The organism is Streptomyces sp. NPDC002564 (assembly GCF_042889645.1).
In the GTDB taxonomy this organism is placed as follows: Bacteria; Actinomycetota; Actinomycetes; order Streptomycetales; family Streptomycetaceae; genus Streptomyces.
The window spans coordinates 1-20,436 of the sequence record NZ_JBIARE010000026.1 but is presented as its reverse complement, the minus strand read 5'-3'; the positions used below and the strand labels follow the sequence as shown (position 1 = coordinate 20,436).

Sequence of the window (20,436 nt, the reverse complement as noted above, 5' to 3'; positions counted from 1 at the left end):
GGGCGTCAAGCTGACCACGCTGCGCCCCGAGCAGGCGTCCTACATCGGCGTCGAGGTCCAGGGCCCCTACAAGCCGGACCACTACCGCTACTGACCGACCACGAGCAGGAGGACCAGGTGCACGACACCCACGAGGAGGACACCGGCCCGGCCCGCGACGCACGTGTTCCCCTGCCGGCCGGGATCCCGCCGCTGCGGCTCGCCGGCATCGACGAGGACGACACCTGGGAACCCCACCTCGTCCGCGGCATCGACTGAGAGCTGACAACACGTCAGAAAGCAGCGCCGGTACGCCCCCTGACGGGCCGTCCGCCCCCTGCGGCGGGCCGGACCCCGCCCCCTGCGCGCGGGCCTCCAGCAGCCGTCAAGCAGGATCTGAGCGGGGATGGGCGACGATACGCCCAGCGCCCCCCACCCCCCGGGCCCGCACCGCCCGTCCCCGCGCCGCACCCCCGCACACCGGGGCCCCCGGCACCCCGCCCGCACCACCCCACCAGCACAGCACCAGAGGCCAGGCGCCCGAGCGCCGGCCCCTGTTCCACAAGGAGGAGAGATGTCCCACGCCCCCCAGGGCTCGACCGCCCTGTCCGACATCGGGGACGCACTGGCCGAGGCCGGGGCGGCGTCGCTGACCGGAGAGCGCGCCCAGCTGGCCGAGAGCCTGCTGCGGGCCGCCCTGTCCCGGTGGGAGGACCCGCAGGCCCGCCCCCAGCTCCTGGGCGCCTTCAGCGCCGTGTTCGCGGGCGAGGAAGGCGCGGCACAGATGCGCGACTTCATGTCCCACCAGATCTTCCGCCAGCTCGCGGCCTCCCTGGACGAGCCCGTCAAGGACTTCGACGAGGTCGCCAAGGCGCTCGGCGTGCCGCCCATGAACATCAACGCCGCCCAGGCGCAGGTGTGGGGCGTGGCCGTGCTGCGCTACGTCGTCAAGCTCGAGCCGATCGCCTCGGCCTCGGTCGACGAGGTCGTCGCCCTGGTCTCGCCCACCATCCAGCGCTACCTGGTCGGCTAGCGCCGCCCCACGCCCCCCAATCGCTCGGCGACCCGGAGCGCGACCTTTTCCCCTCACATTCCGGCGGGCCATTTCGTCGTACTGGATGAGACGGACGCGAGCCCGTGATCCGCGGGGCGGACGACTCACCGGCGCAGGCCGGAATGTCCGCGCGGACGGCCTTCTTGGGTCGCACTTTATTCGGAGGAAGTAATCAGGCCATGAGTACTCTCGACAAAGAGTCCACGGGCGGAGCGGATGACGCCGTCGCCGCTTCCGACCCGCGGCGATGGAAAGCACTGGGCATTCTGGCCGCGATCCAGTTCATGCTCGTCATGGACGTCACGATCGTGCTCGTCGCTCTCCCCGAGATCAGGCAGGACCTGACGTTCAGCACCGACGGCGACCTCGCCTGGGTGCTCAACGGCTACGTGCTGATGGCCGGCGGATTCCTGCTGCTGGGCGGCCGGCTGGCCGACATGTACGGCCGCCGCAGGATCTTCATGATCGGCGTGATCTTCTTCGGCGTCGCCTCCGCCACCTGCGGCGCCGCGGTGTCCTCCGGAATGCTCGTCTCCAGCCGCTTCGTACAGGGCCTGGGCGAAGCACTGTGCGGCCCGGCCGCGCTCGGCATGATCCCCGTACTCTTCCCCGACGCCCGTGAGCGGATGAAGGCCCTGGGCGTGTGGGGCGGCACCGCGGCCCTGGGCGGCGTGATCGGCTCCGTCGTCTCCGGCGCGCTGACCGAGTACGTCGACTGGCGCTGGATCTTCTACATCAACATCCCCATCGCCGTCGCCGCGCTCATCCTGGTGCCCAAGGTCATGCCCGAGAGCCGCATGGAGCGCGAGGGCCGCAGCGTCGACTTCGTGGGCGCCGTCAGCATCACCGGCGGCCTCGTCGCCATCGTCTACGGCCTGATCAAGGCCGCCGACCACGCGTGGGGCTCCTCCACCGTGCTGGTCCCGCTGCTGGCCGGCATCGGCGTGCTGATCCTCGCCGCGATCTGGGAGACCCGCGTCTCCGACCCGATGGTGCCCATCCGCTTCTTCACCAACCGCACCCGCGTCACCTCCAACGTGGTCACCCTGGCCCTGCTGGCCAGCTTCCACTGCTACGCCTTCCTGCTGATCCTCTACATGCAGAAGGTCCTGCTCTACTCGCCGATCAAGTCCGGCATGGCCGTGGTGCCGCTGGCCTTCGCGATGGGCGCCGGCATGGGCGCGGCCTCGGCCCTGATGCCCCGCATCGGCGTCAAGGCGGTCCTGGCCATCGGCTTCGGCGGCGCCGCCGCGGGCCTGCTCGTCGCCTCCACCCTGGAGTCCGACTCCTCCTACGTCGGCGGCGTCCTGCCCGGCATGCTCGTCTTCGGCATCTTCAGCGCCATGTGCTACCCCGCCCTGGTCAACGGCGCCCTGCACCAGGTCACCGGCAAGGACTCCGGCCTGGCCTCCGGCGTCCAGACCGCGATGCAGCAGATCGGCGGCGCGCTCGGCCTGGCCACCCTGGTGCCGCTGGCCATCCGCTACACCACCGACCACATCGGCGACGGCGTGCTGCCCACCATCGCCCAGTCCGACGGAGCCGCCCGGGCCTTCCGTGTGGGCGCCATCCTGGTGGCCGTCGCGGCCGTCCTGGTCGTCCTGGTGATGCAGAAGGTCGACGCCACCCCGCGCAACGTGCTCGCCGAGGCCGAGGCCGAGGAAGCGGGCACCGAGAACAAGCCCGCCCCCACCGGCGTCTCCTCGTGAACACCCGCTGAACCGCACCACACAGCACCGCCCCCGCGCCCTCCGGCGCGGGGGCGGTGCTCTGTGCCCTCCGGCGCCAACTCGCCTGCCCCGCACCCCGGTTGACCGGCAAAAAGTTCCCACGGCGGAGTGATTCACACCACTTCCGGGCGCTCTAGGCGCAGCGCCGGCGAACGTGTCACTATTCCAGGGCATCCACCCTGCCCGAAAGCAGCACCACCGCCCGGGCAGCACAGCCCCCTATCCCCGCCGGAACCGCGCCCCTCGCGCCGCGGCCGCGGAAGGGGCCCACCACTGACGACGCGCGCACCGGACGGCCAGGGGCCGTCGTGCGCGCGTTACGCGTTTGCCCCTCGTGCTCCGCCCGCCCCTCCCTCCCCGACGTCTGGATGATGCGAACTCCATGCAGAAACGACAAGGAGAGCTCAGCACGCCGGCCCCGGCCCCCACCACGGCACACCCCCGCCGGGCCCGCACGGTCGGCGTCGGCCGCGCCCACGCCAAGACCATCCTGGTGGGGGAGCACGCCGTGGTCTACGGCGCGCCCGCCCTGGCCCTGCCGGTGCCCCAACTGGCGGTCACCGCAAGCGCCGGCTGGTCCGCCAAGGCCCTGGGCGAGGAAGGCGAGGTGACCCTGACGATGACCGGGTCCCCCTCCCGCCCGGTGGCCACCCAGGCCTCGGACGGACTGCGCCTGCTCACCCGGGAGTTCCGCACCACCCACGACATCGCCGAGGACCTGCACCTGGACGTCGTCCTGGACTGCGCCATCCCGCCGGGCCGCGGCCTTGGCTCCAGCGCCGCCTGCGCGCGGGCCGTCGTGCTGGCCCTGGCCGACCTCTTCGACCGCGAGATCGGCGAACAGGCCGTCTTCGACCTGGTGCAGAGCGCCGAGAACGTGGCCCACGGCCGCGCCAGCGGCGTCGACGCCACCGCCGTCGGCGCACCGGGCCCGCTGCTCTTCCAGCAGGGCCGCGCCCAGGAACTGCCCATCGGCTGCGAAGGACTGTTCATCATCGCCGACAGCGGCGAGGTCGGCCGCACCAAGGACGCCGTCGCCCTGCTGCGCGACCGCTTCGGCCAACAGGCCGGCGCCCGGGAGGACTTCCTGGCCCGCGCCGGCGAACTGACCGGCGCCGCCCGCCGGGCCCTGGCCGCCACCCGCCCCGAAGACCTCGGCCCCCACCTGAGCGCCTATCACCAGCTGCTGCGCACCGCGGGACTGAGCACGGCACGCATCGACACCCTGGTCCGGGCCGCCCTGGACGCCGGCAGCCTCGGCGCCAAGATCACCGGCGGCGGCCTGGGCGGCTGCATGATCGCACTGACCCGCTCCGACCAGGCCGGCGCCGTCACCCGCCGCCTCCACGAGGCCGGCGCCGTCCAGACCTGGGTCCTGCCGCTGACCACCCGCGCCTGACCCCGCCCCACCCCCGGCCCGCCCGGCGGGCCCCTCCGCCACGCCGGACCGGACCACCCGCCGGCCCCGGGCGGCAACACCCCCCGCCTACGCGCGAGTCGAGACGACGAGAGGAGCAGGCGCATGAACACCAGCACCGACCCCGCCACGGGCGCCCTCGCCCCCGGCCGTGTCCTCTCCCCGGACCGGGCCGCCCGCCACCGGGCCGCCCGGTCGAGCCGGGAGCTCCGCGGCACCCGGGCGCACCGCACGCCACGGCACGACGGCACCACCCCAGCGGCCCCCCACCCGCCCGCGCGCGAGGGGGCCGCCCGCACCGACACCCGGCCACCGGGCGCACCCCGCCCGCCGGCAGGCTTGGGAGGCGGCATGGCCGCAGGGCTCGCCCTGTCCGCATGGTGAACGGATACCGTCCGCCCCGCGACAGCGGCTGACGGACGCCACCCCGGGCACGCCAGGAACGCCCCGCGCCGGATCCCACCGGCGCCCCGGCCCCGGCCCGCCCCGTCCACCCCGCCCCGCCACCCCTCTCCCGCATGTCCCCGCGCGTCCTTGCGTGTCCCGTGTGCCGCACGGGCACGCCCCGCAGACGCGCGCCCCCTGCGCGGCGCCCCCGACCCACTCGGGTCCGGCCGGGCACCCCTGCAGGGGGCCACCAGGAGAGGGCGGGCGCGCCGCAGCACCCCGGGCCCGCGGCCCGCGCCGGTGCTCCCGGGACCCCGCCGTGCCGCCCGCGTGGCGGCCCGGCCGCAGGGCCCGGCCCCCTCCAGCCTGACCAGCAGAAACGGTAGACATGACAGCGAGCCACCGCACGGTGTGCGTGGTAGGTGCCGGACCACGCGGCCTGTCCGTACTCGAGCGCCTGTGCGCCAACGCCCGCCTGCTGCCCCCCGGCAGCACCGTCCGCATCCACCTGATCGACCCCTACCCGCCGGGCCCCGGCAAGGTGTGGCGCACCGACCAGTCACCCCACCTGCTCATGAACACCGTGGCCGGACAGATATCGGTGTTCACCGACGCCACCGTCGACCTGCAGGGCCCCCTGGAGCCCGGCCCCAGCCTCCACGAATGGGCCCGCACCCTGGCCACCACCGGCGGCCACCCGGCACCCGTGCTGGACCAGGCCCGCGCCCTGGGCCCCGACACCTACCCCACCCGCGCCTTCTACGGCCACTACCTGCGCTGGGCCTTCGAGCACATCGTCGAGGGCGCACCGCCCGCGGTGACCGTCACCACCCACCGCGCCCTGGCCCGCGCCCTGGACGAGGAACCCACCGCCCAGGGCCCCCGCCAGAGCGTCACCCTGGCCGACGGCACCCGCCTGACCGGCCTGGACGCCGTCATCCTGTGCCAGGGCCACCTGCCGGCCCGGCCCGACGCCGCCGAACACGCCTTCGCCACCCGCGCCCGCCGGGCGGGCCTGCACCACATCGCCCCGGCCAACCCCGCCGACACCGACCTGGACGCCCTGACCCCGGGCATGCGCGTCCTGCTGCGCGGCCTGGGCCTGAACTTCTTCGACTACCTGGCCCAGCTCACCGCCGGCCGCGGCGGCACCTTCACCCGCACCGCGGGCCGGCTCACCTACCAGCCCTCCGGCCACGAACCACGCCTGTACGCCGGCTCCCGGCGCGGCATCCCCTACCAGGCCCGCGGCGAGAACGAGAAGGGCCCCCACGGCCGCCACGAACCCCTGCTGCTCACCCCCCGGCGCATCGCCGAACTGCGCCGCACCCACGCAGCGGACGGCCTGGACTTCCGCACCGACCTGTGGCCGCTGATCGCCCACGAGGTCGAAGCCGTCTACTACCGCACGGTGTTCACCTCCCGCGGCCACCGGACCCGCGCCGACCAGCTGCAGGCCGACTACCTGGCCGCCGCACCCGAGCAGCGCGACGCCGTCCTGGCCTCCTACGGCATCGGCGAGAAGTACCGCTGGGACTGGGACCTGCTGGCCCGCCCCTACCGCGACCGGGAGTTCACCGACAGCCACGACTTCACCCACTGGCTCCTGGACCACCTGCGCCAGGACGTCACCGAGGCCCGCGCCGGCAACGTCACCGGCCCCCTCAAGGCGGCCCTGGACGTCCTGCGCGACCTGCGCAACGAGGTCCGCCTGCTCGTCGACCACGGCGGCCTGCACGGCGACTCCCACCGCACCGACCTGGACGGCTGGTACACCCCGCTCAACGCCCACCTCTCCATCGGCCCGCCCGCCCGCCGCGTCGAGGAGATGATCGCCCTGATCGAGGCCGGCGTCCTGTCCGTCCTGGGCCCGGGCCTGCGCGTGGACATCCGCGAGGGCCGCTGCACCGCCCACTCCCCGCTGGTGCCCGGCTCGGTCCAGGACGTCCAGGCGGTCGTCGAGGCCCGGCTGCCCGCCATCACCCTGCGCCGCACCGACGACGCACTCCTGCGCCACCTGCTGGACAGCGGCCAGTGCACCACCTACCGCATCCCCACCCGCACTCCAGAACCCCACGAGACCGACGGACTGGCCGTCACCGGGCGGCCCTTCCGCCTGCTGGACGCGGCCGGGCGCCCCCACCCGCACCGCTACGCGTTCGGCGTGCCCACCGAAGCGGTGCACTGGGTGACCGCGGCCGGCATCCGACCCGGCGTCAACTCCGTCACCCTCACCGACGCCGACGCCATCGCCCGCGCCGCCCTGGACACCACCCCCGCCCCGCGCCCGCCCACCGCGCCCGCCGCGGCCGGGACACACACCCCCGAGCACGCCGTGCCCAGCGCACAAGGAGCCCCGCATGCCCACTGACCGCACCCCGGCCCCCGGCCCGGCGCGCCTGGACTCCGGCCTGCTGGCACCGGTGTGGGCCGACACCGTGGTGGCCGACCAGGTCTGCGACGGCGCCTGGCTGCAGGCCATGCTGGACGCCGAGGCCGCCCTGAGCCGTGCCCAGGCCCGCCTGGGCACGGTCCCCGACAGCGCGGCCCGCATCATCACCCGCGCGGCCCGCGCCGAACACCTGGACCTGGCCCGCCTGGCGGCCCAGGCCCGCCAGTCCGCCAATCCGGTGGTCGCCCTGGTCCGCGAGTTCACCGCACTGGTCGCCGCCCAGGACCCCGACGCGGCCGCCTACGTGCACCGCGGCTCCACCAGCCAGGACATCCTGGACACCGCCACCGTCCTGGTCGCCGCCCGCGCCCTGGCCACCGTCCGCGCCGACCTGGACCGCACCGCCCAGGCCCTGGCCGGCCTGGCCCGCGAACACCAGGACACCCTCATGGCCGGACGCACCCTGGCCCTGCACGCGGTGCCCACCACCTTCGGCTGCAAAGCGGCCGGCTGGCGCCACCTGGTCCTGGACGCCGCGCACCGCCTGGACACCTTCACCGCCGCCGCGCCCGTCCAGCTCGGCGGCGCCGCCGGCACCCTGGCCGGCTACCTCCAGCACGCCCCGGGCGCCGACCCCGACACCTACGCCCCCGCCCTGACCCAGGCCTTCGCCGCCGAACTGGGCCTGCACGCCCCGCTGCTGCCCTGGCACGTGCTGCGCACCCCGCTCGCCGACCTCGCCCAGGGCACCGCGTTCACCTGCACCGCCCTGGGCAAGATCGCCGTCGACGTGCTCTCGCTGACCCGCACCGAGGTCGGCGAGGTCCACGAACCGGCCCCCGCCGGGCGCGGCGCGTCCTCGGCGATGCCCCACAAACGCAACCCCGTCCTGGCCACCGCCATCCGCTCCGCCGCCCTGCAGGCCCCCCAGCTCGCCGCCGGCGTCCTGGGCTGCATGCTCAGCGAGGACGAACGCTCCGCCGGCGCCTGGCACGCCGAATGGGAGCCGCTGCGCGCCCTGCTGCGGCTGGCCGGGGGAGCGGCCCAGCAGGCCGCCGAACTGGCCACCCAGCTGTCGGTGGACCCCGGGCGGATGCGCGCGAATGCCGAACTGACCGGCGGGCAGATCGTCTCCGAGCGGATCGCCGCCGTCCTGGCCCCGCTGCTGGGCAAGGCCGCCGCACGCGACCTGCTCAACGAGGCCTCCGCCCGGGCCGCCCGCACCGGCCGGCCCCTGGCCGACCTGCTGGGCAAGGACGAACGGGTGGCCGCCGCCCTGGCCCAGGGCCACACCGGCGACCTCTTCGACCCCGAGGCCTACACCGGCGCCGCCGCGGCCCTGGCCCGGCGTGCCCTGACCCGCACCCTGCCCGCCCCACCCCGACCGCCCGCCCCCTCCGTCTCCTGAACCCCGCCCCGGGCCGGGGGATTTCGGCCGGACACCCGGATGCCGCCGCCGGCGGACCGCCCCCGACAAGGGCGGTCCGCCGGCGGCGGCATCCCGGCCCGCGGCCACGGCGGCGGACGGGTCGGCGGACAGGTCAGCGCTGGCGCTGCAGCGCGATCTCGGTGAGCTCCTCTATGTCGAACTCCGAGCGTCCTGGCGTGCCGTAACGCGTTATCTTGCCCCGGCTCACCCATTTACGGATGGTCGCCTCGGACACCCCCGTGGCCAGAGCGGCCACATTGGTGGGAACGAGTCGGTGGCGCGGCGGTCGGTTCATGCGGCGTCCTTCCTTTGCCGGTCCATGAGATGGCGGATGGTAAGCAGTTCGCGCATTTCCCAGGAATGTCCGGAAGAACAACTGACACTTCCTTTCACCGCGGTCCTCGCATTCCGCGGCGAAGCATTGATCGTGCCCGGACAGTCGTCGACGACGCACCCGATGACGGGCGCACTGTGATCATCCGGCTCCGGATCGATGGCACGCATCGACTCCGTGTGGAGGCTCTCGACTTCATCGGCGAATTCAGCAGCCGGAGGCTGAGTGGCGAGCCACTCCAGATTGAGAATCAGAAAGCACGCGAGATGCGGCACGGAACGGTCGGGGGTGGCAGCCCCCAGCTTCTCCACGACAAACCCGGACCATGACTCCAGGATGGCGAGAATATTGTTCCTGGCATCCAGCGCGGAAACATTGAGCGGGTCCCGCCGCCGGCTGCCCGACACCTTCGTCGGGTTCCGCCGCCGGGAGGTCGACAGGATGTGGTGCAGTCCTTCCTGGTGGAGGCCGGGAAGGGTGCGCAGGTGACGCGCCAGCTGCTCGACGCAGGAGGTGCAGAGGACGGATCCAGTCGCGACGGGAATTTCCTGGGCATGGTTCCTGGGGCATGAGTGAAACTCCATTGAATCTCCTTCATGAGCTGACGCGCCCCGCAAACGACAAGGAGCAGAAAACCCCGTGCCGTTCACCGAAATGAATAATGACCGATGGCCCCTGGGGGAGGGGGGTATGGCCGGATCCCCAGATATGCGGGCCGCTGAAGGACACCGTTCCGAAGGAAACGGTCCTGTCAGGAAATTCCGGCGAAGGATTCAAATCCGGCCCGACAAGTGCAGGCCCTGACGTGCTCAGCGGATACGGCTGTCATGCGCGTTCCATCCCCCCGGTTGGTGCCCAGATCCCCAGTGCTGCCCCAGCCGTGGCCAAGGGCGCCCTCGGAGAGTTCCACGAGCGGTCGGGGGGTGTCAACGCTCGCCCCGCCGGGAAGAGAGCGTTAATCCAGGGCTATGTAAATTTTTCTTTTCGTAATCGATCCCCCCTAAAGGGGAACTCTAGATTCCTCTTTTCTAAAGGGAAACTCCAGGATTCTTCAGGCCCCGGCCGGTCCGTGTGACGCCCGCTTTACGGCCATTCGCTCCGCGGCCCGCCCGGGCGCGCCCGGCCCCCCTGCCGCCCCCGCGCCGCCGCCCGCCCCCGCCCGCGCGCAGCTCACACCCCCCGGCCCCCCGCACCCCCGGCACCCCCCGCCACCGGCACGTTCACGCCAACACGGCACCCCGTGCCCCGCCCGCCGGGCCCGCCCGCGCAACCGCGCCGCACCCCAGCCCCTCCTCCCCCCACGAGAAGGGCGGCCCCACCGGACCGCCCCTCGCGCTACCGCCTGACGCGCTCACCCCCGACGCAAGGAAAAGCAGTGGCTATGGAAATGACCTGTATCGGTACGGACCAGGAATTGACCGCCTTGGCCCGGCGCACCAGAGAGGACCTGCTGCAGCGGATGGAAGACCATCTGCGTGCTTTCCTCTCCGCCGAACACGAGTTATGGGCAGGGGTGAACGACCGCGCGGTCGGCGCCGTCACCGCCCTGACCGATCTCGTCGCGGCCGGCGGCAAACGCATCCGCCCCGCCTTCTGCATCGCCGGGTATCTCGCCGCCGACGGCGACCCCGGGGACCCCGCGGTCGTGACGGCCGCCGCCGCCCTGGAAATGCTGCACGCCTCCGCCCTCATCCACGACGACGTCATCGACGCCTCCGACCAGCGTCGCGGCAGACCCACCGTCCACGCGCACCACTCCGCCCTGCACGCCCGGCACGCCTGGCAGGGCGAGGCCCGCCGGTTCGGCGAAGGCGTGGCCGTCTTGGTCGGCGACCTGGCGCTGGTCTACTCCGAGCAGCTGATGGCCGCGGCGCCGGCCGCGGTGGTCCCGGTGTGGAACACCCTGCGCTCCGAGCTCATGATCGGCCAGTACATGGACATGACCGCGGCCGCCGAGTTCTGCGTCGACCCCGCCCTGTCCCGCTGGATCGCCCTGGCCAAGTCCGGCCACTACACCATCCACCGCCCCCTGGTCGTGGGCGCCGGCGCGGCCGGCCGCCCCGATCTGGCCCCCGCCTTCGAGAAGTACGGCGAAGCCGTCGGCGAGGCCTTCCAGCTCCGCGACGACCTGCTGGACGCCTTCGGCGACTCCGCGGACACCGGAAAACCCGCCGGACTCGACTTCGCCCAGCACAAGATGACCCTGCTGCTGGGCTGGGCCATGCAGCGCGACGACCGCATCCACGACCTGGTCACCACCCCCGGCCATACCCCCGACGAAGTACGCCGGCGCCTGCTGGACACCGGCGTCCCCGACGACGTCGAAAAGCACATCGGCGACCTCGTCGAGCAGGGCTGCGAAGCCATCGCCGACGTCCCCATCGACCCCGTCTGGCGCGGCGAACTGGCGGCCATGGCCGCCCGGGTGGCCTTCCGCACGACCTGATCCCCCCCAGACGGGCACCCCTCCTGCCCGGCCCGGCACCCGCCCCCCCCCCCGGGCGGGCACCGGCCAGGGCAGGGAGCCGGGAGCCGGGAGCAGGGAGCAGGGAGCAGGGAGCCGGGAGCAGGGGGAGCGGGGGAGGGGAGGGGGCAGGAGACCCTGCCCCCTCCCGCGCCCGGCAACACCATCCACCCGACACCCGCCCCGCCGCGCCCAACGCCCCTGCCCCGGCGCACCGTTCGCCCCCACCGCGCAGTCCGGGTGCGCCCAACGCCCGCGTACCGGCGTACCGTTCGGCCCGCACCGCGCGGCCCCAGTGAGGCCAGCACCCGCGTACCGGGCGCACCGCTCACCCGCACCGCGCAGCCCTGACGCTCCCAACGCCCCGGCATCGGAATGTCGTTCACCCGCACCGCGCGGCCGCAGTGCGCCCAACGCCCACGCACCGGCGTACCGTTCGCCCGGACCACGCAGCCCTGACGTGCCCAAGACCCGCACGCCGGTCTATCGTTCACCCGCACCGCGCGGTCCCGATGCGCGCAACGCCCTTGTACTGGCGTACCGTTCACCCCCGCGCCCGCCGCGCCCGCCGCGCCCGCCGCGCCCGCCGCGCCCGCCCCCGGGCGCCCCGCGCCCGCCGCGCCCCGCCCCTCGACGTCCGCCGGAGCTCTCGTCGTGGCTGCCTCGAGAGCGGCTCGAACCGTCCGGCTCTCCCGGCCCGCCCCCCCCATCCCCGCGCCGCACGCGGGCAGGGGGCCCGCGCACCGGCCCCCACCAGGCACATCAGAGCCCGGCGCGGTCGCCGGGGGCGGACCTCGGCGGGCCGGGAGCGGCGCGGGGGAGCGGGCGGTGGGGGCAGGGCAGGTGGGGCAAAGGCCGTCGCGCCGAGGGGCGTACGCCGCATGATGCAACCACCTACGCGCACCGGAAGGGCGGCCGAGATGAGTCTGGACGCACGCGTCGGCGACGCGGGCCGGGGCCGCGGCCACGCCGTGGTGATCGGCTCCGGCCTGGCCGGGCTCACCGCCGCACGCGCCCTGGCCAACTCCATGGACCGGGTCACCGTCATCGAGCGCGACCACCCGGCGCCCGGCACCGCCCGGCGCCGCGGCGTGCCCCAGGCCCGGCACACCCACAGCCTGACGACCACCGCCCAGCAGGGCCTGGAACAGCTCTTCCCCGGCATCGCCCAGGACCTCACCCGGGCCGGCGCGGTCCGCGTACGCATGCCCCAGGACCTGCTGCTGCTGGGCCCCCAGGGCTGGCTGCCCCGCTTCGACTCGGGCCTGTCGATGCTCAGCGCGGGCCGCGACCTGATCGACGCGGTGGTCCGCGCACGCCTGGCCGCCGATGCCCGGGTGCGCTTCCTGTCCGGCCACGACGTCGTGGGCCTGCACCCCGACCGCCACGACACCGTCACCGGCGTCTGGGTGCGCCCCCGGGACCGGCAGAGCGACGACGGCTGGGGCCCCCGCCACCTGATCCCCGCCGACTTCGTCGTCGACGCCTCCGGACGCCACTCCCGCGCCCCGCACTGGCTGGCCGAACTGGGCTACGAACCGCCCCGGCAGAGCACGGCCCGGGCCCGCAGCACCTACGTCTCCACCCTCTACGCCCCGCCCGTGGGCCATGTCGCCGACTGGCAGGCCCTGTTGCTCATGGCCTCGCCCGACAACCCCCGCCAGGGCATCCTCAACCCCGTCGAGGGCGGCCGCTGGTCGCTCACGCTGTGCTCGGCCGCCGACGAGCCGGCGCCCACCGACCACGCCGGACTGCTGCGCGCCGCCCGCGCCCTGCGCCACCCGCTGCTGCACGACGTCATCGAGGCCGCCACCCCGCTGGGCCCCCTCTACACCTGCCACCGCACCGAGAACCGCTGGCGCCACTACGAGAAACTGCGCCGCTGGCCCGACCAGTTCCTCGTCACCGGCGACGCCCTGGCCCTCCTGGACCCCGCCCACGGCCAGGGCATGACCCAGGCCATACAGGGCGCCCTGGTCCTGGACCAGGTGCTGGCCGGGCACGGCACCACGGTCGGCCTGGGCTACCGGCTGCGCCGCGCGCTGGCCCACCAGCTGGCCCCCGCCTGGCAGTCCAGCACCCGCCACCTGCGCACCACCGGCGCCGACCCGGCCGCCCCCACCGGCCTGCGCGCCCGCCTGGCCCGCCGCTACACGGCCCGCATCGCGGCCGCCGCGGCCACCGACCCGCACGCCGCCACCCAGCTGGTCGCCCGCCTCCAGGCGGCCGGCCCGCTGGCCGGCGTGCCCCGCCCGCGCCCGCCGCTGCCCGCCGCGCCCGGGCCCGCCGCCCCGCCCAGCCGCACCCACGGCCCGCACGCCCGCCCCCGCCGCACCGCCCCGGCGGCGCCCGCCATCGGCGTGGCCACCGGCTCCGCCGCCCTGCAGGCCACCGGCTCCTCGGCGGCGTGGCCGGCCCCCGCCCCGGCCGGCGAGCGCCGCCGCCCCTGACATGCGCCGCCCTGCGCCGGTCCCTGCGCAATAGGGCGCGAGGACCGAATAGGAAAAGGGGGGAGGCGGCCGTCGGCGGGAAATGGCCGGGACATAGGCTTCGGGCATGACAAGAGCGCAGCAACTACCCGCTGCAGAGGCCGACTTGGGCGACCACATGTGGGCGCGCGGCAGTAACTCATCTGCGAAATACCCCCAGTTGAAGGCCGTAATGGCCGCCCCCCGGCGGGGAAACTCGAAACTCGCTCGAGAAACACTGGAGTTGGGACCGGATTCCGGCTCAAGAGCGGTTGTCCGGCCCCTTCGGGTGTCGATAGCGTTCGTTCCGCTTCAGGGCACGGGCCCGTTTGCGCCGCTGCAGGCCGCCCCCACCGCCGCGTGTTCACCGGCCGGCCCGGGTGTGCCTGTGACGGCTGAGCGGCAAGGGGAGGGCGCGCGGGCATGAGCATCACCGAAGATGCACCGCAGCGGGAGCGGACCAAGGCGCCGCAGGGCGAACGCATCGCCGACTGGGCGGACGGACGGCTCGGGATCTACCAATGGCGCACCCTGATGCGCAAGGTCTTCCCCGAGCACTGGTCGTTCATGTTCGGCGAGATCGCGCTCTACAGCTTCATCATCCTGATCCTCACCGGGCTCTACCTGACCATGTTCTTCAACCCGAGCATGGCCCACACCGTCTACGAGGGCCCGCACGTCCCGCTGCAGGGCGTGCAGATGTCGGAGGCCTACGCCTCCACCCTGCGGATCAGCTTCGAGGTGCGCGGCGGCCTGTTCATCCGCCAGCTGCACCACTGGGCCGCCCTGACGATGATCGCCGCGACGATGGCGCACACCCTGCGCCACTTCCTGACCGGCTCCTTCCGCAAGCCGCGCGAGCTGAACTGGCTGATCGGCGTGGTGCTGCTGGTCCTGGTCACCCTCGAGGGCTTCCTGGGCTACTCGCTGCCCGACGACCTGCTCTCGGGCACCGGCCTGCGCATCGCCGAAGGCGTCACCCTGGCCATCCCGCTGGTGGGCACCTACCTGACGATGTTCCTGTTCGGCGGCGAGTTCCCCAGCACCGACGTCATCCCGCGCTTCTACAGCTTCCACATCCTGCTGCTGCCCGGGATCATGCTGGCGCTGGTCACCCTCCACCTGATCCTGGTCGTCTACCAGAAGCACACCCAGTTCCGCGGCCCCGGCCGCACCCAGAAGAACGTCGTCGGCCAGCCCCTGATGCCGCACTACGCGGCCAAGGCGGGCGGCTTCTTCTTCCTGGTCTCCGGCGTCCTGGCCCTGATGGCGGGCATCGCCCAGATCAACGCGGTGTGGGTGTACGGGCCCTACCGGCCCGACCAGATCTCCCAGGGCTCCCAGCCCGACTGGTACATGGGCTTCCTGGAAGGAGCCCTGCGCGCCTTCCCCGCCTGGGAGTTCTCCCTGGCCGGCTACACCGTCAACATGGGTGTGCTGATCCCGGCCGCCGTCCTGCCCACCCTGCTCATCGGCATCGCCGCCTTCTGGCCCTTCATCGAGGCCTGGATCACCGGCGACAAACGCGAGCACCACCTGCTGGACCGGCCCCGCGAGCAGCCCACCCGCACCGCGTTCGTCTCCTCGCTGGCCGCCTTCTACCTGGTGCTCTTCTTCGGCGGCGCCAACGACATCCTGGCCGAACGCTTCCACCTGTCGATGAACTCCATCACCTGGGCCGTGCGCGTCGGCGTCTTCGTCGTCCCGGCGCTGACCTACGTCATCACCAAGCGGATCTGCATCGGCCTGCAGCGCCGCGACCGCGACAAGCTCCTGCACGGCCGCGAGACCGGCCGCATCAAGCGCCTGCCGCACGGCGAGTTCGTCGAGGTCCACGAACGCCTGCAGCGCGAGCAGGAGTACATGCTGCTCTCCCGGGAGATCGCCCGGCCGCTGCCCGCCCCGGTGCGCGAGGACCGCGACGGCGTGCCCAACCCCCGCTCCCGCAAGGAGATGGTCCGCCACCGCCTCAGCCGCTGGCTGACCGGCGGTCAGATCCCGAACCCCACCCCGCAGGAGATGCGCCAGGCCCTGGAACACCTGGACCACTCCGCGGGCGCGGACCACAGCCCGGGCGGGCACGTGCCGGGCGCCCGGCCCGCCGTCGAGGGACGCGAGTCGGACCAGCAGGTGCACTGACCCACGGACGGCGCGGACACCCGCGCCGGGCACGGACAGCGGCGCGGGTGACCAGGGGACGGGTCACCCGCGCCGCCCCCGTCTGCCCACCCGGGTGCACGCCGCCCCAACCCCCGTGCCCGCGCGGCCCGTTGACCCGCCACCGTGCCCGAAGTGACCCACGTCACTTCGAAGGGCCCTTGGTGTCCGGCCCCACCCGTGTCACTATTTCTGCAGACCTCCCCTGCCCAAAAGCGTGCCCCTCCCGTGCGGAGCGCGGAGCCGCCGGGCGCAGGGGAGTCGTGCTGTCCGGCCCCGGATTCCGCCCGCCGCGCGCCGGGCCGCCGCACACCCGGCGCCCCCGCGCCCCACCCCCCGTGCGCCGCCCGGCCCCCCCGGCCGCGCTCGCGCCGGATCTCGCGCGCCGTCCCGACCCGGCGCCCACCGTGCTCCACCCACTCCCGCCCCACCCCGCGTACCCCCGCCCGGCCGCCCGCGTCCCGCGCCCGGGGACGCAAGGCCGCACGCCGGACCGCCGGTGCGCCGCCCCGCAATGTGCCGCCGTTCACACCGGCGCCGAAAATCCATCCATGGAGGAATGATGTCGGGAACCGCCGATCTGGCAGGCGTCTACGCAGCCGTCGAGGAATCAGCCGGGCTGCTGGACGTCACCTGTGCGCGCGACAAGGTCTGGCCCATCCTGGCCGCGTACGAGGACGTGCTCCCCAACGCCGTGATCGCCTTCCGGGTGGCCACCAACTCCCGCCACGAGGGCGAGTTCGACTGCCGCTTCACCGTCCCCGGGACCATCGACCCCTACGCCGTGGCCGTGGAGAAGGGGCTGACCACCCAGACCGGCCACCCCATCGAGTCGCTGATCGAGGACGTGCAAAAGCACTGCCCCGTGGACAGCTACGGCGTCGACTTCGGCGTCCTCGGCGGATTCAAGAAGATCTGGGTGTACTTCCCCGGCGGCCGCCACGAGAGCCTTGCGCACCTGGCCGAGGTCCCCACCATGCCGCCCAGCCTGGGCGCCACCGAGGAGTTCTTCGCCCGCTACGGCCTGGCCGACAAGGTCGACCTGATCGGCGTCGACTACGCCAGCAAGACGATGAACGTGTACTTCGCCGCCTCGCCCGAGGTCGTCTCGCGCGAGACCGTCCTGGAGATGCACCGCGAGATCGGCCTGCCCGACCCCAGCGAGCAGATGCTCGACTTCTGCGGCAAGGCCTTCGGCGTCTACACCACCCTGAACTGGGACTCCCTCAAGGTCGAGCGGATCGCCTACAGCGTCAAGACCGCCGACCCGCTGGAGCTCTCCGCCCGCCTGGGCAGCAAGGTCGAGCAGTTCCTCAAGACCGTCCCCTACGGCGTCGACTCGCCCAAGATGGTCTACGCCGCCGTCACCGCCGGCGGCGAGGAGTACTACAAGCTCCAGTCCTACTACCAGTGGCGCACCGACAGCCGCCTCAACCTCTCCTACATCGGCGGCCGTTCCGCCTGAGCGGGCCGTGCCGAACAGACCGCCGCACCGCCGCCCCGCCACGGGCGGCCCGCACGGCACCACCGATCACACCTCATCGCGAACGGTGAGGTACGCACCCACACCCCCGTGCCCCTCACCCGGCGCTCGCCACCGCGTCCCCGGCCCTGCCCGGCGCGCACCCATGGCGGAGACAACCCCACTCGAAAGGGATCAGCGCAATGTCAACTGAAGCCACTCTGGCGCGCTTTCGCGAATACATGGTCGGCCCCTCGCGGTTCATGAGCCTGCTGTCCGTCTTCGAGCTCGGCATCATCGACACGCTGCGCGAGCAGCCGGGCCTGACCGCCGACCAGCTCGGCGAGGCCGCCGGCGCCAAGCCCGACGCCGTCGAGCAGCTCCTCTTCCTGATGGTCAAGGAAGGCTTCGTCGCCCACGACGAGGAGAGCGGCGGCTACAGCCTGGACGCGCTGGCCGAGGTCAGCGAGAGCGACCTCAAGCGCGCCCTCACCTACATGAACATGATCAAGGTCGTGGCGCTGCGCCAGCTCTTCTACCTCACCGACAGCGCCCGCACCGGCACCATCGTGGGCCTCAAGGAGCTGTACGGCACCCAGGAAGGCACCCTGTACGACGCGGTGGCCGACCACAGCGACCTCAACGACGCCTGGCTGACGCTGATGAACAACGTCACCGCCAACATCGACCCCTGGTTCTTCGCCAACGTCGACATCCCCGCCGGCGCCCAGGTCCTGGACGTCGCGGGCAACACCGGCCTGGGCGCGATCCACACCTACCAGCACAAGACGTCCCCCGGGCTGAAGGTGACCACCTTCGACCTGCCGGACAAGGAGACCCGCTGCCTGGAGAACTTCAAGGCGCACGGCGTCCAGGACCACTGCTCCTTCATCGGCGGCAACGTCTTCGACGAGATCCCCAAGGGCTTCAACACGGTGCTGATCAAGCACTTCCTCGACATGTTCGACAAGGACGACGTCTTCACCATCCTCCAGGGCGTGCACAAGTCCCTGGACGTGGGCGGCCAGGTCCACATCATGGTGCCGGTCTACCCCGAGGACATCCGGGACACCGACAACTACAACGTCGACTTCTTCCCGGCCTTCTTCATCGGCTGCACCATGGGCCAGGGCGGCCCGCAGAAGATCTCCGTCTACCAGCGCTGGCTGGAGGAGTGCGGCTTCAAGGTCACCCAGGCCATCACCAAGGACCCCGCCGAGGTGCCGCGCGACGTCATCCCCGTCCAGGCCATCCTCAGCGCCACCAAGGTCGCCTGACCGCACCCTCCCCCCCAGGGGGCCGCGGACCGGCAAGGCCGCCGCCCCCTGCTGCGAACAAGCGCCAACCGGAACATGGAGGACAAATGTCCGGAGTCACCGGGATCGACGACGTGTACGCGGCCATCGAGGAATCGGCCCGGCTGGCCGGGGTCCCCTTCTCGCGCGAGAAGGTCCACCCGATCCTGAGCGCGTACGCCGACGGTCTCGCGCAGGCCGGGGTCGTCTACAGCGTGTCGACCAGCGAAAGCTCCCCCGCGGAGCTCGACTTCACCGTCACGGTGCCCACCAGCAGCGGCGACCCCTACGCCACGGCGGTCGAGCGCGGGCTCATCGCCCCCACGGACCACCCCGTGGCCGGCCTGCTCTCCGGCATCCAGAGCCGGTGCACCATCAGCGAGTACCTCGTCGACGGCGGGGTCGTCGGCGGATTCAACAAGATCTACGCGCACTTCCCGCAGGACGTGCAGTCGGTCTCCAAGCTCGCCGACACCCCCGGCATGCCGCCCGCGCTGGCCGCCACCGCGGACCTGTTCGAGCGGCACGGCCTGACCGACGTCGCGATGATCGGCATCGACTACGGGCGCAGGACGGTCAACCTGTACTTCGCCCAGCTCTCCGAGCAGGCCCGCGCACCGCAGAACGTGCTCTCCCTGCACCGCGAGATCGGCCTGCCCGAGCCGGACGAGCAGATGCTCGCCTTCGCCCGGCGCTCGTTCCGCATCTACGTCACCCTGGGCTGGGACACCGACGGCGTCGAGCGGATCTGCTACGCCCCGCCGCCGGACCGCGGCTTCGACCCGGCGGCACTGCCCGTGCCGATCACGCCCCGGGTCGAGGAGTTCGTGCGCAGCGCGCCGCGCGCCTACCAGGGCGAGCCCATCGTCATCGCGGCCGTCAAGTGGGCACCCGAGGGGGAGTACCTCAACCTCGGGCCGTACTACCAGCTCTCGCCCCTGATGCGGAAAGTGATCAGCGCGGTCCACAACAAAGAGATATAACGCTTGAGCTCCACTGGAATAAGCCTGGGCCCGGACATCCGTCCGGGCCCGGTCTTTTTTGTTTCCGCCCCCGTATTTCTGCTGCTCCAGGGGGTGCTCCGTCATGTTGGGCCGGTGCGTGCACCCGCATGCCCTCATTACGGTTGAACGTTAAACAATAATCATTGGTGTAGCGTCAAAACGGTGTTGATTTTGCTCCGCCGAATCGGGCAAGATCGCTCACGCCGACACGGGGGATTGCCATGCATACATGTGTTCCCCCATACGCCTGCTATTCGTAAAGGGGACACCCATGTCTGAATCCGTTCCGGCCCGGGGATTTACCGACGAGACCGAACTGCGCCGGGCCAACCGGGCCACGGTCGAGCAGTACATGCACACCCGCGGACAGGACCGGCTGCGCCGCCACGAGCTGTTCACCGAGGACGGCCGGGGCGGACTGTGGACCACGGACACCGGCTCGCCGGTCGAGACGGTCGGCCGCGACCGGCTCGCCGAGCACGCGGTATGGTCCCTCGGCTGCTTCCCGGACTGGGAGTGGTACAACATCCAGATTTTCGAGACGCAGGACCCCAATCACATCTGGGTGGAGTGCGACGGACGCGGCAAGATTCTCTTCGGCGATTACCCCGAGGGCTACTACGAGAACCACTTCCTGCACTCCTTCGAGCTGGAGAACGGAAAGATCAAGCGCAATCGTGAGTTCATGAATCCGTTCCAGCAGCTGCGCGCCCTCGGCATTCCGGTACCGGAGATCAAGCGCACCGGAATTCCTACCTGACCCCCCACTTTTTTACCGCTGGATCGGAGTACGTCATGGAAGACGTTATACGGGAGATTCGTATCCGCGGGGCGTTGCAGCAGCCGGACTGGGGCGATCTGTCG

17 protein-coding genes are annotated in these 20,436 nt (G+C 72.5%); 15 read left to right on the top strand and 2 right to left on the bottom strand.

Annotated elements, in window-relative coordinates; genetic code table 11:
* The 8 genes from ACFYXE_RS38310 to ACFYXE_RS38275 form a co-directional block, all read left to right on the top strand.
* On the top strand, positions 1-94 hold a 94-nt coding region (locus tag ACFYXE_RS38310), incomplete at its 5' end, for an adenosylhomocysteinase (protein WP_361180492.1).
* Between the two features lie 23 nt (positions 95-117).
* The gene (locus tag ACFYXE_RS38305; RefSeq protein ID WP_389321208.1) at positions 118-258 is read left to right on the top strand and encodes a hypothetical protein; all 141 of its coding nucleotides are present in this window, start codon (positions 118-120) and stop codon (positions 256-258) included.
* Positions 259-553: 295 nt separating this feature from the next.
* Positions 554-1,012, top strand: a complete 459-nt coding sequence (locus tag ACFYXE_RS38300) for a hypothetical protein (protein ID WP_389321205.1) — start codon at positions 554-556, stop codon at positions 1,010-1,012.
* Positions 1,013-1,212: 200 nt separating this feature from the next.
* On the top strand, positions 1,213-2,742 hold the full coding sequence (locus ACFYXE_RS38295) for an MFS transporter (RefSeq protein ID WP_389321202.1): 1,530 nt from the start codon (positions 1,213-1,215) through the stop codon (positions 2,740-2,742).
* Between the two features lie 403 nt (positions 2,743-3,145).
* On the top strand, positions 3,146-4,162 hold the full coding sequence (gene mvk, locus ACFYXE_RS38290) for a mevalonate kinase (RefSeq protein WP_389321199.1): 1,017 nt from the start codon (positions 3,146-3,148) through the stop codon (positions 4,160-4,162).
* Positions 4,163-4,285: 123 nt separating this feature from the next.
* On the top strand, positions 4,286-4,564 hold the full coding sequence (locus ACFYXE_RS38285) for a hypothetical protein (RefSeq protein ID WP_389321196.1): 279 nt from the start codon (positions 4,286-4,288) through the stop codon (positions 4,562-4,564).
* A 391-nt stretch (positions 4,565-4,955) separates the two neighbouring features.
* Complete coding sequence (locus tag ACFYXE_RS38280) at positions 4,956-6,938, top strand: FAD/NAD(P)-binding protein (RefSeq protein WP_389321194.1); 1,983 nt, start codon at positions 4,956-4,958, stop codon at positions 6,936-6,938.
* A complete protein-coding gene (locus ACFYXE_RS38275) occupies positions 6,928-8,367 on the top strand; it encodes an adenylosuccinate lyase family protein (protein ID WP_389321192.1) in 1,440 nt (479 codons plus the stop codon). Before ACFYXE_RS38280 ends, ACFYXE_RS38275 begins: the two co-directional genes overlap by 11 nt.
* A gap of 133 nt (positions 8,368-8,500) precedes the next feature.
* Here ACFYXE_RS38275 and ACFYXE_RS38270 read toward each other — a convergent pair whose 3' ends face one another.
* Positions 8,501-8,683, bottom strand: coding sequence for a hypothetical protein (locus ACFYXE_RS38270; RefSeq protein ID WP_361180483.1), 183 nt, complete (start codon positions 8,681-8,683; stop codon positions 8,501-8,503).
* Complete coding sequence (locus ACFYXE_RS38265; protein WP_389321190.1) at positions 8,680-9,306, bottom strand: hypothetical protein; 627 nt, start codon at positions 9,304-9,306, stop codon at positions 8,680-8,682. The genes ACFYXE_RS38270 and ACFYXE_RS38265 overlap by 4 nt, the downstream gene beginning before the upstream one ends.
* Positions 9,307-10,103: 797 nt before the next feature.
* Here ACFYXE_RS38265 and ACFYXE_RS38260 point away from each other — a divergent pair.
* The 7 genes from ACFYXE_RS38260 (at position 10,104) to ACFYXE_RS38230 (ending at position 20,332) form a co-directional block, all read left to right on the top strand.
* Complete coding sequence (locus ACFYXE_RS38260) at positions 10,104-11,168, top strand: polyprenyl synthetase family protein (RefSeq protein WP_389321188.1); 1,065 nt, start codon at positions 10,104-10,106, stop codon at positions 11,166-11,168.
* Between the two features lie 938 nt (positions 11,169-12,106).
* Positions 12,107-13,636, top strand: a complete 1,530-nt coding sequence (locus tag ACFYXE_RS38255; protein WP_389321185.1) for an FAD-dependent oxidoreductase — start codon at positions 12,107-12,109, stop codon at positions 13,634-13,636.
* A 441-nt stretch (positions 13,637-14,077) separates the two neighbouring features.
* A complete protein-coding gene (locus ACFYXE_RS38250) occupies positions 14,078-15,793 on the top strand; it encodes a cytochrome bc complex cytochrome b subunit (protein ID WP_389321182.1) in 1,716 nt (571 codons plus the stop codon).
* Positions 15,794-16,373: 580 nt separating this feature from the next.
* Positions 16,374-17,276: an aromatic prenyltransferase gene (locus ACFYXE_RS38245; RefSeq protein ID WP_389321179.1), complete on the top strand. Its 903-nt coding sequence runs from the start codon at positions 16,374-16,376 to the stop codon at positions 17,274-17,276.
* Between the two features lie 200 nt (positions 17,277-17,476).
* Positions 17,477-18,550, top strand: a complete 1,074-nt coding sequence (locus ACFYXE_RS38240) for a methyltransferase (protein ID WP_361180878.1) — start codon at positions 17,477-17,479, stop codon at positions 18,548-18,550.
* A gap of 86 nt (positions 18,551-18,636) precedes the next feature.
* Entirely contained in the window at positions 18,637-19,551 is a 915-nt protein-coding gene (locus ACFYXE_RS38235) for an aromatic prenyltransferase (protein WP_389321175.1), read from the top strand.
* A 292-nt stretch (positions 19,552-19,843) separates the two neighbouring features.
* Positions 19,844-20,332 (top strand): PhzA/PhzB family protein, encoded by a 489-nt coding sequence (locus ACFYXE_RS38230; protein ID WP_389321172.1) that lies wholly within the window; start codon positions 19,844-19,846, stop codon positions 20,330-20,332.
* The last annotated feature ends 104 nt before the right edge of the window (positions 20,333-20,436 follow it).